We start from the raw sequence: 15009 nt of genomic DNA, 5'->3' as shown, positions 1-15009 counted from the left end.
TCTAGCGGACGATCGTCAGCGTTTCGGCAGCGCGGGTGATAGCCGTGTAGAGCCAGCGCTCCCGCGTATCGCGAAAGGCAAAACTCTCGTCGAACAGAACGACGTTCTGCCACTGTGAACCCTGCGCCTTGTGGACGGTCAGCGCATAGCCGTAATCGAACTCGTCATAGCGTTTGCGTGTCGACCACGGAATTTCCTCGTCGCTCTCGAACGCGGTCTTCAGCAGCTTGATCTTGGCTGCACCGCGATCCATGTCGTCGTCTTCCGGGCGGATCATCAGGTTGATACCGGGCTTGACGGTTTCTCGCGACGAACTCATCACCTGCCACAGAGACCCGTTCAAAAGGCCCTTGACCTGATCGTTGCGAAGGCAGACCAGCTTGTCGCCGGACTGAGGATAATCGGCGGTAAAGCCCTTCAACTCGCGAAGACGCTGGTTATACCGCTTGCGGGTCCGGTTTGTTCCGACCAGAACCTGATCGGCCTCCATCACCAGTTCCTGCGTCACCTCGCTGCGGGAAATGACCTTCGCTTTGCCGTAGTCGCCACGCATAATCTCCTTGCCTTCACGCACGGTCATGGCGAGCTGGATGATCGGGTTGTCCTGTGCCTGGCGATGGATATCGGTCAGCAGATAATCCGGTTCCTGTTCGGTAAAGAACCCGCCGCCTGTGACCGGCGGCAGCTGGCCGGGATCACCCAGAACCAGAACAGGCGTACCGAAGCTCAAGAGGTCACGGCCGAGCTGCTCGTCCACCATCGAGCATTCGTCGATGACGATCAGTGCGGCCTTGGTGAGTGGGCTCTGGCGGTTGATCGAGAACATCGGCGACACGGAGGTCTTGCCGGTTTCCTCGTTTTCAACCTCTTCCTCGCCACGGGGGCGATAGATCAGCGAGTGAATGGTCTTGGCATTGCGCGCGCCGCGCGACCGCAGCACCTGCGCCGCCTTGCCGGTAAACGCGGCAAACAGCACGTCGCCATCCACATGCTCGGCGAAATGCTTGGCGAGCGTCGTTTTGCCGGTGCCCGCATACCCGAACAAACGGAAAACCTGGCTACGGCCTTCCTTCAGCCATTTCGAAACGGCCTTCAAGGCCTCGTCTTGTTGCGGCGCAAATTGCATGGCCGCGACTTGGCAGGATTCTGCCTGCCAGCGCAACTGAAAAGAACGAAAGATGAATGGAAGCCGGGGATGAAGGAAGCTGGTTCAGACGGCCAGCGCTCGCTTCCGGCCATTGCCCGAATGAGCTGACTCCATCTCATGCTTGGCCGCACGGGCCAGAAAGCCGGATCGGGTAAATCCATTGGCCTCGGCGAAAGCGTCGATCGACGCTAGCATGTCTTCGGGAAGCGTGATGTTGATGCGAACGGCCTTTTTGCCCTCGGTCTTGAGCGAAACAAGGATGGCGACACCGTCCCTGTTGTCCTGGTTTTCCATCACCGCATCAAGCGAAGCCGGTTCCGGAATGGCATCGCCATCTTCCAGCAATCCTTCGACATGCAACGCCAGCGCTTCCTCAGCCATGCGCCGCGCCTCGTCCAGATCCCGACCAGCGGTGACAACACCGGGGAAATCCGGGAAGGAAACGCCGAAATCGCTGTCGGCATCCTTATGGATCAGTGCGATATAATTGCGCATGGCTTACCTCAAATTTAGTCCGGCTTGCTTCTCGATGCTCTTAAGCGTTCCGACTGGAATATCTCGCTTCGGGTGAGGAACAGTTACACGACCAAGCTTCCTTGGATGCTTGAACTGGACATGACTGGCCTTCCTGGCGACCTCGTACCAGCCATCAGCCTTCAACGCAGAGACGATGTCGCCACTCTTCATGGATTATCTATACACACTTGATGTGTATTTTCAAGGTGCCTGTTGTCAACTCTGTCGGTGCGGATCGTTTTTCAGCTCGATCGGCATGCCATGCGGCGTGGCTTCCGCCGCGCGCTGCCAGCTTTGCTGTAGGGTAAGGATCGTCGCTTCGTCGGCGACACGTTTCTCTCCGAGGAGGTCGCATAGCGCGGCCACCCAGCAGTCGAAATAGTCGCTTCCATCCTCTGCCCTGCCGGGCTGATGGACCTGGCGCGACAATGCCGCTGCCCATTCCGGCCAGGTAAACACGCCGCGCTCGTGCAGATGCACGGTCATCGCGAAGGCTTCAGCCGTCCAGGGCTCGGGGAAGACCGGATCACCCTGCGGTGACACCGGCAAGCCCGGCGAATGCGCAAGGTCGGTTTTGCTATCGCATCGAGTTTCAGAAGCGCTCAAGATAGCTCTCCCAGGCGTCGATGGAGACGGTCAGCGTCGGATCGGCACCCTCGCCCCAGGTCTCAGCCGCATCGAAAACGACGGTATAGACCCATTGCGGGTTTTCGCCCTTGCCATGGGCATTGTCATCCGGGAACACGAAAGCGCCCTGCACCGCCTCGACCACGCCGGTCTTGGCGCGTGCGTAACGCGGCAATCGCGTGTGGGTCTCCGGGTTGAAGTTTTTCGTGCGGACACGATCGCCCGCGGCAAAGGCAGGCCTTGTCTCCAAAGGCCGGTCGCACGGACCTCCTTTGGAAAGCACGCCCGCTACCATATCGGCTTTCAAGATGCGTTTGGGCACCGCCGGCTCAACCTGTTTTGTACCCGAGGCAATTTCCGCGCTGGTCGCAAAACCGTGCCGTTCCAGAAGCACTTCCAGTGCCCGGGTCCAGATCTCGTAATAGCTGGCCGAGAGATAGCTCGCCGGTGGGATATTCTCGCGCGCATGCCGGCTTTCATCGATGTTCCATGCGCCAAATGCACCGCAGGAGAGCGTCAGGCCCAGCACGCGGCGTTCCCAGTCCGCATGGAAATAGGGCTCGTTGCTGTCAGGTGCCACCAACCCGAAACCCATCTGTCCGCCAAGGTCGTGCGGGCCGTTCATGACGGCACCCCTGCGATCGCGGTACCGATCATCGCGTCACGGCTGACCAGTGCGGCAAGCGCTTGCTCGTCCAGCCCGTCCGTCCCGTCAGGTCGTTCCGGAATGACGAGGTAGCGCAGCTCGGCTGTCGAATCCCAAACACGGATCTTCGTCTCCTCGGGAAGATCGAGACCGAATTCGGCCAGCACGCCGCGCGGATCGATCACCGCACGGGAGCGATAGGCCGGCGCCTTGTACCAGGTCGGCGGCAGGCCAAGAACCGCCCACGGATAACAGGAGCAGAGCGTGCAGACGATGAGGTTATGGGTATCGGCCGTGTTGAACACGGCGCGCATATGCTCACCCTGGCGGCCGGTATAGCCGAGGCTGGCGATCGCCGCCGTGGCATCGGCTTGGAGCCAGTCCGCAAACACCGGATCGCTCCACGCTTTCGCTACCACGCGGGCGCCGTTCTTCGGCCCGATCTTCGTCTCGTAGGTCTCGACGATCGCATCGACCGCTTTCGGGTCAATCAGGCCCTTTTCGACCAGCACCGTTTCAAGCGCCCTTACCCGCGCCTGCATGTCGGTGTAGCGGTTGTCGTGGTCGTGAAAGTGACCGTGACCGTGAGCGTGGCCATGGTGGTCGTGGTGATCGGTCTCGTGATCTTCGTGCATGGCGGGACCTCATGATCGCTGCGGGATACCTTTGCCAACGTCCGCATCGAGGAGATGCAAACGTTGTCGTCGTCGGTTCAGCGTATGCGCCTTCCTCATGCCCGGCAAGCCTTTGCCGCCACCGGACGAACCGGAGGCTTGGCATCACGGCAGAGCGCCTTATCTGACATCAGATCACTCATCAGCGAGGTCGAAGATGCCCGATATTCCAACCGTCACCCTGCCCTCCGGCATCTCGGTTCCAGCGCTTGGCCTTGGAACCTGGAAGATGGGCGAGTCCCCGAACGACGCGAAGGCCGAGATCGAAAGTCTGCGCCGCGGCCTCGACCTTGGCATGACGCTGATCGACACGGCGGAAATGTATGGCGAAGGCGCTTCGGAAGAGCTGACAGGAAAAGCCATCGAAGGCCGACGCGACGAGGTGTTTCTGGTCAGCAAGGTCTACCCCTGGAATGCCAGCCGCCGCGGTGTGATCGAGGCGTGCGAGGCCAGTCTCGAACGGTTGAAAACGGATCGGCTCGACCTTTACCTTCTGCACTGGCGCGGCGAGCATCCGCTCGAAGAAACCGTCGCCGGGTTCGAGGCTCTGCGCCGCGACGGCAAGATCGGCGCCTGGGGCGTCTCCAATTTCGACACCGCCGACATGGAAGAACTGATGGCGGTGCCGGATGGACGCAACTGCGCGACCAATCAAGTACTCTACAATCTGTCGCGCCGCGGCATCGAATACGATCTCTTGCCCTGGTGCCAGGAGCACGAGATTCCGGTCATGGCCTATTCCCCGATCGAACAGGGACGGATCCTCCGCAATGCGGAACTGATCCGCATCGCCAAAGCCTACCAGGCAACGCCAGCGCAGGTGGCGCTCGCTTTCCTGCTGGAGCGCGACATGGTGATCGCGATTCCGAAATCCTCGACCGCGTCGCGCGTCGAGGAGAATGCCGTTGCTGTCGACCTCGACATCAGCGACGAGGACTGGGAGGCTCTCGACGCCGCCTTCCCGCCGCCGGAACGCAAGCAGCCGCTGGAGATGCTCTAGTCGAGATTCAGCCGTCGGCGCTCGTCCGCGAGCGTCTCGATCGCCTTGAAGACGTCGATTTCGGCAAAGCTCTTCGTGTCGCGATAGACCGGGTATAGGCCGAAGGCTGCCGCTGCCAGCTGATCGATGGTGGGACGGGCGGTCCGACGAGACAGAGTGGCCTGCGCGCCCCCACCGAGGTGATCTTCGGTCAGGTCCCAGCCCGCATAGAACGGACCGGCATAACACCGCACCGGCTTTCCGCGCAGGAGCGCGTCCAGCCCGAACTGGCTGGAGACGGTCCAGACTTCATCCACCACATCGAGAATGGAGGGAACCGAGACTGCATCCGACAGGAGAATCACGCCGGACGCTTTCGTTGCCTTTTCGGTCAGATAGCCCTTGCGGAAACCGGCCATCACATCCGGATGGGTGCGCACCACGCATTGAGCACCGCTCGCGATCGCATCCTTAAGCATCCGCGAAAAGCTGTCCGGCGAGCCGCCCGCCATCGGCACCGAAACATCGCCGAACACCTGGTCAACCAGAAGGATGCGCTTTCGCAGCGATCTCTCGAGTTTCAGCTCCCGATGCGGCAGGTTGTTGTATTTCGACAGCTTTTCAGAAACCAGCGCAGTGCGGATATCACTGCCCAGGGATGCAGCATCCCAATCGTCGGCAGCTCCCGCGATCACCTTTTCCAGGCGCGAGGGAACGGCGGCCCTTACCGGCATGCCAAGGTCGTCGATCTGGATCGAAATCGGCAGCGCGTTCTGCTTGCCGAGACCCACCGAGCGTAAAAACCCGTCTTCCAGATACCAGCTCGGCAGGCCGCGCAGTGCGGCAATCAGTCGGGCCGCCTTTGCGGGAATGCGACCGCCCCACAGAACGATTCCGCCGATCCCCGGCCGAAGCGTCGGTTCAAGCGCCTCGACGCCGAAGTAATGCCGCAGGAAGGGCTGCGACTGCCGGACATAGAAGGTCGCACCGATGCGCGCTCCAGGTTTCGGCAGCCAGTCCTTTTGCAATGGAATATCCCCGGTGCCACGGCCCGACACTTACATGCCCTGCGAGCCGCGGTTCATCGCGGCGATGCCCGTGCGGCAGATCTCGATCAGGCCGAGCGGCCTGATGACCGCAACGAACTGATCGATCTTCGACGACTTGCCGGTGATCTCGAAGATGAAGTGCTCGATCGTCGCGTCCACGACCTTCGCCTGGAACGCGTCGGCGAGACGCAAGGCCTCGGCTCGTTGATCGCCGTGGCCAACCACCTTGAGCAATGCCACTTCACGTTCGATGGGCCGGTCCTGGCCGAGATCGCGCGCTCGGACCGTCAGGTCGAGAACCCGGTGGACAGGCACGATGCGCTCGAGCTGCGCTTTGATCTGCTCAAGCACGGTCGGCGTTCCGTTGGTGACGATCGTGATGCGCGATAGGTGCGCTTCGTGCTCGGTTTCCGAAACCGTCAGGCTTTCGATATTGTAGCCGCGGCCGGAGAAAAGCCCGATGACGCGGGCAAGAACGCCCGGCTCGTTGCTGACGAGAACCGAAAGCGTGTGGCTCTCGACCTTGGCCGTCTCCGGCTGGAAGAAGTAGGCAGAACCGGTCGGCTGCTGATGTGCATTCATGGTCTCAGGTCCGTTTCCTCAGAGATAGGTTCAGGACGCCAGCGTTCCGCTGACGCCCCAGATGCGCCGATCAAACCAGCTGACGGCCCTTGGCGTCGATCGCGGTTGCAACAACTTCGTCGGTCGCCTCGTCCGGCAACAGCATTTCGTTATGGGCTTTCCCTGACGGGATCATCGGGAAGCAGTTGGCAAGGTTTGCGACACGGCAATCGAAGATGACTGGCCGTTTGACTTCGATCATCTCGGCGATCTTCTCGTCCAGTTCCTTGGGATCGTCGCAGTACATGCCGACCGCACCATAGGCTTCCGCCAGCTTGACGAAGTCAGGCATCGCTTCGGTATAGGAGTTCGACAGGCGGTTGCCGTGAAGCAGCTGCTGCCACTGGCGCACCATGCCCATATACTGGTTGTTCAGGATAAAGATCTTGACCGGCAGATCGTGCTGGATCGCGCAGGACATTTCCTGGATGCACATCTGGATCGACGCGTCGCCGGCAATGTCGATGACGAGCGCATCGGGATGCGCGACCTGAACGCCGAGAGCTGCCGGCAGGCCGTAACCCATCGTGCCGAGACCACCCGATGTCATCCAACGGTTCGGCTCTTCGAAACCGAAGAACTGTGCCGCCCACATCTGGTGCTGGCCGACCTCGGTCGTGATGAAGGTCTTGTGACCCTTCGTCGCCTCGTAGAGACGCTCGACCGCGTATTGCGGCATGATGACGTCGGTCGAGTTCTTGTAGGAAAACGACTTGCGACCCCGCCAGCTCTGGATTTCGCTCCACCAGTCGGAGATCTGCGCCTTGTCCTGCTTTTGCGGCAGGGCGCGCCACAGGCGAACCATCTCTTCCAGAACATGACCGACATCACCGATGATCGGGATCTCGACGCGGACATTCTTGTTGATCGAAGACGGGTCGATATCGATATGGATCTTGCGCGAGTTCGGCGCAAACGCATTCAGGCGTCCGGTGATGCGGTCGTCGAAACGCGCACCGACGCAGACCATGACGTCGCAGTCATGCATCGCCATGTTGGCTTCATAGGAACCGTGCATGCCGAGCATGCCGAGCCAGTTCTTGCCCGATGCCGGATAGGCGCCGAGCCCCATCAGCGTCGAGGTGATCGGGAAATCCGTCAGCTCAATCAGCTCGCGCAGCAAACGCGATGCTTCCGGACCGGAATTGATGACGCCGCCGCCTGTGTAGAGGATCGGCCGACGGGCCGAAGCCATCAGCTGGACGGCTGCCTCGATTGCCTGCATATCGCCGGCAAGCTTGGGCGCGTAGCTCTTGTTGGCAGGCGTCGCGCCTGGTGGCGTATAGGTGCCGGTCGCAAACTGGATGTCCTTCGGGATATCGACGACAACAGGTCCCGGACGGCCGGACTGGGCGATACGGAACGCCTCGTGGATGACACCGGCCAGCTGGTCAACGTCTTTGACGAGCCAGTTGTGCTTGGTGCAGGGGCGCGTGATGCCGACCGTATCGGCTTCCTGGAAGGCATCCGAGCCGATCAGGTTGGTCGGAACCTGGCCGGTCAGACATACGAGCGGGATCGAATCCATCAGCGCGTCCTGCAGCGGCGTAACCGCGTTGGTGGCGCCTGGACCTGACGTGACGAGCATGACACCGACCTTGCCGGTCGAACGGGCATAGCCTTCGGCAGCATGGCCGGCGCCCTGTTCGTGGCGAACGAGGATGTGCTTGATGTCATCCTGCTGGAAGATTTCGTCATAGATCGGCAGGATCGCGCCGCCGGGATAGCCGAAAATATGCTCGACGCCGTTATCCTTCAGCGCCTTCAGGACGATCTCTGCGCCCGTCATCCTGTTATTCGTATCCGTCATCATCGTCATCCGTTCACTTCTGGATTTACCGGCGGCTCCTCCGAGCCGGTTTGAAGACATAAAAAAAGGCCCCTTAAGGAGCCTGTCTTTCCGCGCATGGGTGGCTATCGCCGGACGGTTACACCGTCCTGCCCATGCGCGTTCCCACCACGATAAGTGCGTTCGAAATCTTCATGGCCGTGAGTGTTAGCCGGATATGCCCCATTCGTCAACGCAGAGCGTCAGCAAAAACGTCATCTCATTGAGATCGCTCGCAGTTCACGCCGAAAGTCACGAGGTCCTACACAAGTTGTTAAGCCGGCAAGGCTACAGTCGCGAGATTGGAGGAACCTGATCTCCATATCACCTTTCGATTGCCACCCCATTTGCAGGGCCGTTACTGTTGTTGAACAACGACCTTCACCGTTCGATCTCTGCCGGGGAGCAAGAGCGTCGCGATGCCCAGAAAATCGGTAACCGGATGCTGGGCCGTGTCGTCGCCTGCAACGGCTCGCATGCGACGATCGCAGCTGTCGCCGAGCATGGCGACACCGATCTCACCGAACTCTGGTCCGTCGGCCGGCTGATCTCCATTTCCGTCGGCAGCAACCGCGTCGTCGCGCTTGCCTACTCGATGCAATCTGGCGAACGCCAGTGGGCGGAAGGTGAAGACACGAAATTCCACATCGAAGTCGAGCTGCTCGGCGAGGTCCGTGTCGGGCATGATGGTCGCGAAGAGTTTTCGAGCGGCATTTCCGCCTACCCCTATCTCGGCGCCATTGCCCATCGTATCCGCTCGGCCGACCTTCTGCGCATCTACGATGCCGGCAAGAACGATACGTGCACGATCGGCAAGCTCAGCCAGGATGAAAGCATCGATGCGGCAATCCATGTGCCTTCAATGCTGTCGAAGCATTTCGCCATCGTCGGCTCCACCGGCGTCGGCAAGTCGACAGCCGTTTCGCTTCTCCTGCACAAGGCGATCGAAGCTGACCATCGGCTCCGCGTTCTGATCCTCGATCCGCACAACGAATTTGCGGCAGCCTTTCCCGATCATGCGGTCGTTATCGATACCGACACGCTCGACCTGCCTTTCTGGCTGATGCGCCTTGAGGAATTCTCGGAAGTCATTTTCCGTGGCCGCCCGGCTATCCCCGAAGAGCTCGACATCATGCGCGACCTCATCCCGGAAGCAAAACGCGCTTTCAAGGGAAGCGATTCGGGCCTGATGCGCCGCTCGGCTTCGGAAAAAAGTTCACTGACCGCCGATACGCCCGTCCCTTACCGCATGGCCGATCTGCTGGCCCTGATCGACGAACGGCTCGGCAGGCTGGAGGGTCGCTCCGACAAGCCGTTCCTGCGCGCTCTGAAAATGCGCATCACGTCGGCGATCAACGATCCGCGCTACCATTTCATGTTCTCCAACAACACGATCCAAGACACGATCATGGAGACGATCGCGCATATCTTCCGCATTCCCGGCGACGACCGGCCGATCTCGACGTTCCAGCTTGCCGGCATCCCATCGGAAGTCGTGAACTCTGTCGCCTCTATCCTCTGCCGCATGGCGTTCGAGCTTGCGCTCTGGAGCAATGGCGCAATTCACATGCTCGTTGTCTGCGAGGAAGCGCACCGCTACGTACCGGCCGACCGGGAGCTCGGTTTTGCGCCGACCGTGCAGGCCATCTCCCGCATCGCCAAGGAAGGCCGGAAATACGGCGTTTCGCTTGGCATCATCACGCAGCGCCCCGGCGAGCTTGACCAGACGATCCTGTCCCAGTGTTCGACGCTGTTTGCCATGCGCCTGTCGAATGAGCGGGATCAGGTCATCATCAAGTCGGCGATCCCAAATTCGTCGATCTCAACGACGAGCTTCCTGTCGTCGATCGGCAATGGCGAGGCAATCGCGTTCGGCGAGGCCATCTCGGTTCCCATGCGCATGCGCTTCTCACGCGTCGAGAAACGCTATCTTCCAAAGACCAACAGTCTTGCAAACAAGGGCAGCGAAGAAACGCCCGACACGGTTGATTTGCGTTCGATCGTGTCCCGCATGCGCTCGGTCACAGCGCCGGAAATCTCATCGTTCCAGCAGAGCTATTCCGCCAATCCACCCGCCCCGGAGGCAGGTCTGCCGATCCCCCCCGAAGACAGGCAGGCTGTGCCGGCCGCCGATGACGCGGAACTGAATGACTGGCGGCGTGAAATCGGCAGCGGTATACCGCCGCTCGATGCGCCTGCCCCGCGCTCGCCGGAGCCGCCCTCGTTGGCACCCTACAGATCCGACATGCTGCCGACCCCCCGTGCAGCGGAGCGGCTTGCACCGCGCTTCCCTGAACGCGACAGGCCGGTTGAGCGCTTTGCCGAGCGTCCCGTGGAGCGTCAGACCGACCGGCTCACGGATCGCCCGCCCCCCATTCACGACCGTTTCGCCGATCTTCGTCGGCAGGTTTCGTCCGAGACTCCGCGACCAGGCTCGCCGTCACTGGAACCGCGTCCGAACGCATTCCTGCGGCGCGAAGCTCCGCCAAGGGAAGGTTCGTTGCGCGATGGCCTTCTCAAGAAGCCGCTGAGCAGTCTCTACGACAAGGACTGATCGCGAGCGAGCGCCCTCACGTCGCGAGGCGCTCCCAGCTTTCGTCCATCTGGTTGCGGAACCAGGTCATCTGACGCTTGGCGTATTGCCGCGTCAGCGCGGAGCCACGCTCGATGACCGCGTCGCGGGTCATCCGTCCCGCGAGCATTTCGCCGATCTCCCGCACGCCGATCGCCTTCATGATCGGCAGGTCCGGGGCCGGATCGCAGGCGAGAAGCGATTCGACCTCCTCGACGGCGCCCCCATCCAGCATCTTGACGAAGCGGGCATTGATACGATCGTGCAGGATTTTTCGATCCGGCAGAACGACGATTTTGCGCGCTCGCAACGGATCGATGATGACCGGGCCTGCCTTGCCCTGAAACTCGGTGATGGATCGGCCTGTTTCTTCCAGCACCTCCAGTGCCCGCAGGATCCGCTGTCCGTCCATCGGCTTCAGATTGGCGGCCACCGCCGCGTCACGTGCCGATAACTCCGAGTGAAGCGCCTGCGGTCCCTGTTCCTTGAGCCGCAAGCGCACACGGCACCGAATATCCTGCGAAATCTCCGGCATGTCCGACAGACCGCCCGTGAGCGCTTTGAAATAAAGCCCCGTGCCGCCGACGAAGACCGGGATCCGCCGCTGTTCTTTCAAGACCGGCAGGAGTGCGGATACGTCCCGCTGCCATTCGCCCGTCGAATAGGCGTGCGTCGCCGGCACATGCCCATAGAGGTAATGGGCGATGTCCGCGGTCTCCTCCTCTGACGGACGCGCGGTGATGATCCTGAGCGTGTCGTAAACCTGCATGCTATCGGCGTTGACGACGACGCCGCCGCATTCGCGTGCCATGCGAATGGCAAGCGCCGACTTGCCGCTGGCAGTTGGCCCGGTTATCAGGATCGCATCAGTATTTTGCATAAGGTCGGTCATATGGCTTTCGTTGCCACGCTCATTGCCCATCCGTCAAACCCCGTTCTCACTCCGGCCATCGCCGAACGGACCGCCGAGGCGGTCAACGCCTCCGGTCTCTACTGGCTGGCAGACGGCATCGCCTGCGATATCGCCCTTCGCGACGGCACCGATCCGTCGGCTGCGGAAGAAACACTTCGCGGCTTGATCGGCGAGGAGCGGATCGATGTCGTGGTGCAGGAGGCGGAAACTCGGCGCAAGACATTCCTGATCGCAGACATGGATTCCACCATGATCGGCCAGGAATGCATCGATGAACTCGCGGACGTCGTCGGTTTGAAGGACAAGGTGGCGACGATAACGGCACGTGCCATGAACGGCGAGATCGCATTCGAGCCGGCCTTGAGAGAACGGGTGGCGCTCTTAAAAGGCCTGCCGATCGGCGTCGTCGACGAGGTCATCGAGAAGCGGATCACGCTGACATCGGGTGGACCGGAACTGATCGCGACGATGAAGGCGAAGGGTGGGTACACGGCACTGGTGTCCGGTGGCTTTACCGTTTTTACGAGCCGCATCGCCGCAATGCTCGACTTCGACATCAACCGCGCCAACATCCTTCTCGAAGAAAACGGCATCCTGACCGGCGAAGTCGCCGAACCCATCCTCGGCAAACAGGCCAAGGTGGATGCACTGGAAGAGATCGCCCGCGAACTCGGCATCACCCCTGATGATACGATTGCTGTCGGCGATGGCGCAAACGACCTTGGCATGCTCGGCATCGCAGGCTCCGGCGTGGCCCTCCACGCCAAGCCCACTGTTGCGGCCCAGGCCAAGATCCGAATCGACCACGGCGACCTGACCGCGCTCCTCTATATCCAGGGCTACCGGAAGACGGATTTCGTCATTCCCGGCTGAGGCTCCACAGAGGGATGAGCAACACCATGCAGCCGCAGCCTATCGCAACCACGCTCCTTGAAACTTCACGCCTCGTCCTGCGCCGCTGGCTCCCCACGGACCGGGACCTGTTCCGCGAAATCAACGCGGATCCTGACGTGATGGCGTTCTTTCCGTTCCGTCGCAGCCACGACGAATCGGATGCGTTCCTCGGGAAACTGAACGACATGTTTTCCGAAAACGGGCTTGGCTTTTACGCGCTCGAACTCAGGGAAACCGGCGAGCCACTCGGGTTTTGCGGGCTGACCTATGCCAATATGCCGGGGATTTTTCCGGCCGAAACGGTGGAGATCGGCTGGCGTCTGGCTGCCCGTTACTGGGGCAATGGCTATGTGACGGAAGCGGCAGAAGCGCTGCTTGATTTCGCCTTCGTGGAGAAGGACATCAAGGCTGTCGTCTCGTTCGCCGTAGCGGACAATAGCCGCTCGACGGCTGTCATGAAGCGCCTTGGAATGCATCGGGCGGCCGGCATGGATTTCGACCATCCGCGCGTGCCGGAGACGCATCCCCACCTCAAGCGCCATGTCGTCTATGCAATGACACCGGAGGAATGGACAAGGCGGAACGCCCGCCTTGTCGACAAAGCCTGAACTCTCAGGCTATTCCAGTGGAAGTGCCACGAACCGCAGGTTTCCGGTCTTGTCGGCCACCATGACATGCGCGTTGCGGCGGCCTTCCTTCTTCAGCACGTCGAAGCGCTTGGCGACCTCACCCGGGTTCTCGACGAAGTCCTGGGCGATTTCGACCACCACGTCGCCGGCCTTGAAGCCCTTGGCAGCGGCAACCGAACCAGCCTTCACCTCGGACACCACCACGCCCTCGACGCTTTCCGCGATCCCGAACGTCTTGCGGTGCGCCTCATCCAGCACGCTCAGCGTCATGCCGTAAACCGTGACGGGCTCGCTGCTTTTCTCGCCGGCGTCCGGGGAGTCGCTGTCATTCTTGCCCTGGTCATCCGGGGACTGATCGTCAGGGCTTTGTGCGTCTGGCGACTGTCCATCGGGTGCTGCCGGCTCATCGCCATCTGCGGCATCGGCCGTATCATCGAGTTGCCCGAGCGTGATGCGGACGGTCTGTTCCTTGCCGTCGCGCAGCAACCGCACCTCGACATCCTTGCCCACTGGGCTTTCGGCAACAATCCGCGGCAGATCGCGCATCGAACTGACCGACTGTCCGTCGAAGGCGAGCACGACATCGCCCGACTTGATTTCACCGTTCTTGATCGGACCGTTTTCAACGACGCCGGAAACCAGTGCTCCACGGGCCTTGTCGAGCCCCAGGCTCGCCGCGATATCGTCAGTCACGGGCTGAATGCGGACACCGAGCCAGCCGCGGCGCGTTTCGCCGAACTCGATCAGCTGATGGACGATGTTTTCCGCAAGTTCTGTCGGGACGGCAAAGCCGATCCCGATCGAGCCGCCGGAGGGCGAAATGATCGCCGTGTTGATCCCGATCACCTCGCCGCGCATATTGAACAGCGGTCCGCCGGAATTGCCCTTGTTGATCGCCGCATCCGTCTGAATGAAGTTGTCGTAGGGCCCTGCATTGATGTTTCTGCCGCGTGCGGACACGATGCCGAGCGTCACCGACCCGCCAAGACCAAACGGATTGCCGATCGCCATGACCCAGTCGCCGATCCGGATCTTTTTGGAATCACCGAAGGGAACGGCCTTGAGCGGCGTCTTGGACTCGACCTTCAGCACGGAGAGGTCGGTTTTAGTGTCGGTGCCGACCAGGCGAGCCTTCAGCTTACGGCCATCCGGGAAAATCACCTCGATATCGTCGGCGCCTTCGATAACGTGGTTGTTCGTCACCACATAGCCGGAGGAATCAATCACGAAGCCGGAGCCGAGCGAAGACACCTTCTGGTTTCCGCCCTGATTGTCCTTGTCGTCGAAAAAGTCGTCGAAGAATTCCTGGAAGGGTGAGCCCTCCTGGATCTGCGGCTGCGGGCCGGCACCTTGGTCCTTGACGCTCTGCGACGTCGAGATGTTGACGACGGCGTCGAGCAGGCCTTCCGCCAGATCGGAGATAGGCGCTGGACCTGCGGGCACCGCGGACGGGCTGACCGGAGGTGGCGGATTGAACTTGTTGCCGACTGGCGCTGGTGGCGCGGGCAGCATGCCGCCGGGCTGAGTGGCCGGCTGGCTATTAGCCTGTGGAGCCGGCGCTTGTCCCGGAAGTGCCGGGGCTTCCCCCTGCGGAGCGGGCGCCTGTCCCTGAGGCGCTGGCGCCTGTGGACGAGGGGCCGGGGCCTGGACCTGCTGCGGCTGGGCCGGGCCTTGCGCCAGTGCCTGAAGCGGACTGACCATGACGGCAACCACTAGACCGAGGCTCACGGAACCCTTCAAGGACGATAGTTTCGAATGGCCCATTGGCATCCTCGTTTTCTGTCACGGTGTCTGCCGCGGCAGAAAAGCATCCGTGCAACCCACAACGTTACGCATTGATAACTCGCGCCCCGTTCTGAAGAAAGCATAGGGCGGAATAACGGCCGGGAAAATTACCTTTTCGTGAAACCGCGA

The 15009-nt window shown here is 61.2% G+C and carries 15 protein-coding genes; 4 read left to right on the top strand and 11 right to left on the bottom strand.

What is annotated here, in order from left to right; genetic code table 11:
• Position 1 precedes the first annotated feature (1 nt).
• The 6 genes from BLW69_RS06495 to nthA all read right to left on the bottom strand — a co-directional run bounded on the left by BLW69_RS06495 (position 2) and on the right by nthA (position 3571).
• Positions 2–1126 (bottom strand): ATP-dependent DNA helicase, encoded by a 1125-nt coding sequence (locus BLW69_RS06495; RefSeq protein WP_092660677.1) that lies wholly within the window; start codon positions 1124–1126, stop codon positions 2–4.
• An 84-nt stretch (positions 1127–1210) separates the two neighbouring features.
• Positions 1211–1642 carry a type II toxin-antitoxin system HicB family antitoxin gene (locus BLW69_RS06490; protein ID WP_092660675.1) on the bottom strand — a complete coding sequence of 144 codons (432 nt, stop codon included), beginning with the start codon at positions 1640–1642 and terminating at the stop codon, positions 1211–1213.
• Between the two features lie 3 nt (positions 1643–1645).
• Entirely contained in the window at positions 1646–1834 is a 189-nt protein-coding gene (locus BLW69_RS06485) for a type II toxin-antitoxin system HicA family toxin (RefSeq protein WP_092660673.1), read from the bottom strand.
• A gap of 45 nt (positions 1835–1879) precedes the next feature.
• A complete protein-coding gene (locus tag BLW69_RS06480; protein ID WP_092660671.1) occupies positions 1880–2269 on the bottom strand; it encodes a nitrile hydratase accessory protein in 390 nt (129 codons plus the stop codon).
• Positions 2256–2915 (bottom strand): nitrile hydratase subunit beta, encoded by a 660-nt coding sequence (gene nthB, locus BLW69_RS06475; RefSeq protein WP_092660669.1) that lies wholly within the window; start codon positions 2913–2915, stop codon positions 2256–2258. The genes BLW69_RS06480 and nthB overlap by 14 nt, the downstream gene beginning before the upstream one ends.
• A complete protein-coding gene (nthA, locus tag BLW69_RS06470) occupies positions 2912–3571 on the bottom strand; it encodes a nitrile hydratase subunit alpha (protein WP_092660667.1) in 660 nt (219 codons plus the stop codon). The genes nthB and nthA overlap by 4 nt, the downstream gene beginning before the upstream one ends.
• A gap of 196 nt (positions 3572–3767) precedes the next feature.
• On the opposite strand from nthA, the gene BLW69_RS06465 reads away from it, so the two are divergent.
• The gene (locus BLW69_RS06465; protein ID WP_092660665.1) at positions 3768–4610 is read left to right on the top strand and encodes an aldo/keto reductase; all 843 of its coding nucleotides are present in this window, start codon (positions 3768–3770) and stop codon (positions 4608–4610) included.
• On the opposite strand, the gene BLW69_RS06460 is transcribed toward BLW69_RS06465, so the two are convergent.
• The 3 genes from BLW69_RS06460 to BLW69_RS06450 all read right to left on the bottom strand — a co-directional run bounded on the left by BLW69_RS06460 (position 4607) and on the right by BLW69_RS06450 (position 8069).
• Positions 4607–5617, bottom strand: a complete 1011-nt coding sequence (locus tag BLW69_RS06460) for a capsular polysaccharide export protein, LipB/KpsS family (protein ID WP_092660663.1) — start codon at positions 5615–5617, stop codon at positions 4607–4609. The two genes, BLW69_RS06465 and BLW69_RS06460, sit on opposite strands and share 4 nt — an antisense overlap.
• A 30-nt stretch (positions 5618–5647) precedes the next feature.
• Complete coding sequence (ilvN, locus tag BLW69_RS06455) at positions 5648–6220, bottom strand: acetolactate synthase small subunit (RefSeq protein WP_062456299.1); 573 nt, start codon at positions 6218–6220, stop codon at positions 5648–5650.
• Positions 6221–6290: 70 nt separating this feature from the next.
• Positions 6291–8069, bottom strand: coding sequence for an acetolactate synthase 3 large subunit (locus BLW69_RS06450; RefSeq protein ID WP_162759470.1), 1779 nt, complete (start codon positions 8067–8069; stop codon positions 6291–6293).
• Between the two features lie 382 nt (positions 8070–8451).
• On the opposite strand from BLW69_RS06450, the gene BLW69_RS06445 reads away from it, so the two are divergent.
• Positions 8452–10641 carry a helicase HerA domain-containing protein gene (locus tag BLW69_RS06445; protein WP_092660659.1) on the top strand — a complete coding sequence of 730 codons (2190 nt, stop codon included), beginning with the start codon at positions 8452–8454 and terminating at the stop codon, positions 10639–10641.
• Between the two features lie 16 nt (positions 10642–10657).
• Here the strand turns inward: BLW69_RS06445 and miaA are convergent, their stop codons facing one another.
• Complete coding sequence (gene miaA, locus BLW69_RS06440) at positions 10658–11551, bottom strand: tRNA (adenosine(37)-N6)-dimethylallyltransferase MiaA (protein WP_092660657.1); 894 nt, start codon at positions 11549–11551, stop codon at positions 10658–10660.
• Between miaA and serB the strand changes: the two genes are divergently transcribed.
• Together serB and BLW69_RS06430 are read left to right on the top strand one after the other, a co-directional pair.
• On the top strand, positions 11552–12445 hold the full coding sequence (gene serB, locus BLW69_RS06435) for a phosphoserine phosphatase SerB (protein WP_092660655.1): 894 nt from the start codon (positions 11552–11554) through the stop codon (positions 12443–12445).
• A 26-nt stretch (positions 12446–12471) separates the two neighbouring features.
• Positions 12472–13074 carry a GNAT family N-acetyltransferase gene (locus BLW69_RS06430; protein ID WP_092661112.1) on the top strand — a complete coding sequence of 201 codons (603 nt, stop codon included), beginning with the start codon at positions 12472–12474 and terminating at the stop codon, positions 13072–13074.
• Between the two features lie 9 nt (positions 13075–13083).
• Here the strand turns inward: BLW69_RS06430 and BLW69_RS06425 are convergent, their stop codons facing one another.
• Positions 13084–14823, bottom strand: a complete 1740-nt coding sequence (locus BLW69_RS06425) for a Do family serine endopeptidase (protein WP_244508754.1) — start codon at positions 14821–14823, stop codon at positions 13084–13086.
• Between the last annotated feature and the right edge of the window lie 186 nt (positions 14824–15009).

Origin of the sequence: Rhizobium sp. NFR12 (genome assembly GCF_900108545.1) — a bacterium.
GTDB lineage: Bacteria > Pseudomonadota > Alphaproteobacteria > Rhizobiales > Rhizobiaceae > Neorhizobium > Neorhizobium soli.
The sequence above is the reverse complement of the archived record's forward strand: the minus strand, read 5'-3'. Positions and strand labels throughout refer to the sequence as shown.

What these genes read in the sequence shown, in the direction of transcription:
- BLW69_RS06495 (WP_092660677.1), bottom strand. Translation starts at nt 1,126, where the DNA reads ATGCAATTTGCGCCGCAACAAGACGAGGCCTTGAAGGCCGTTTCGAAA.
- BLW69_RS06490 (WP_092660675.1), bottom strand. Translation starts at nt 1,642, where the DNA reads ATGCGCAATTATATCGCACTGATCCATAAGGATGCCGACAGCGATTTC.
- BLW69_RS06485 (WP_092660673.1), bottom strand. Translation starts at nt 1,834, where the DNA reads ATGAAGAGTGGCGACATCGTCTCTGCGTTGAAGGCTGATGGCTGGTAC.
- nthB (WP_092660669.1), bottom strand. Translation starts at nt 2,915, where the DNA reads ATGAACGGCCCGCACGACCTTGGCGGACAGATGGGTTTCGGGTTGGTG.
- nthA (WP_092660667.1), bottom strand. Translation starts at nt 3,571, where the DNA reads ATGCACGAAGATCACGAGACCGATCACCACGACCACCATGGCCACGCT.
- BLW69_RS06465 (WP_092660665.1), top strand. Translation starts at nt 3,768, where the DNA reads ATGCCCGATATTCCAACCGTCACCCTGCCCTCCGGCATCTCGGTTCCA.
- ilvN (WP_062456299.1), bottom strand. Translation starts at nt 6,220, where the DNA reads ATGAATGCACATCAGCAGCCGACCGGTTCTGCCTACTTCTTCCAGCCG.
- BLW69_RS06450 (WP_162759470.1), bottom strand. Translation starts at nt 8,069, where the DNA reads ATGACGGATACGAATAACAGGATGACGGGCGCAGAGATCGTCCTGAAG.
- miaA (WP_092660657.1), bottom strand. Translation starts at nt 11,551, where the DNA reads ATGACCGACCTTATGCAAAATACTGATGCGATCCTGATAACCGGGCCA.
- serB (WP_092660655.1), top strand. Translation starts at nt 11,552, where the DNA reads ATGGCTTTCGTTGCCACGCTCATTGCCCATCCGTCAAACCCCGTTCTC.
- BLW69_RS06430 (WP_092661112.1), top strand. Translation starts at nt 12,472, where the DNA reads ATGCAGCCGCAGCCTATCGCAACCACGCTCCTTGAAACTTCACGCCTC.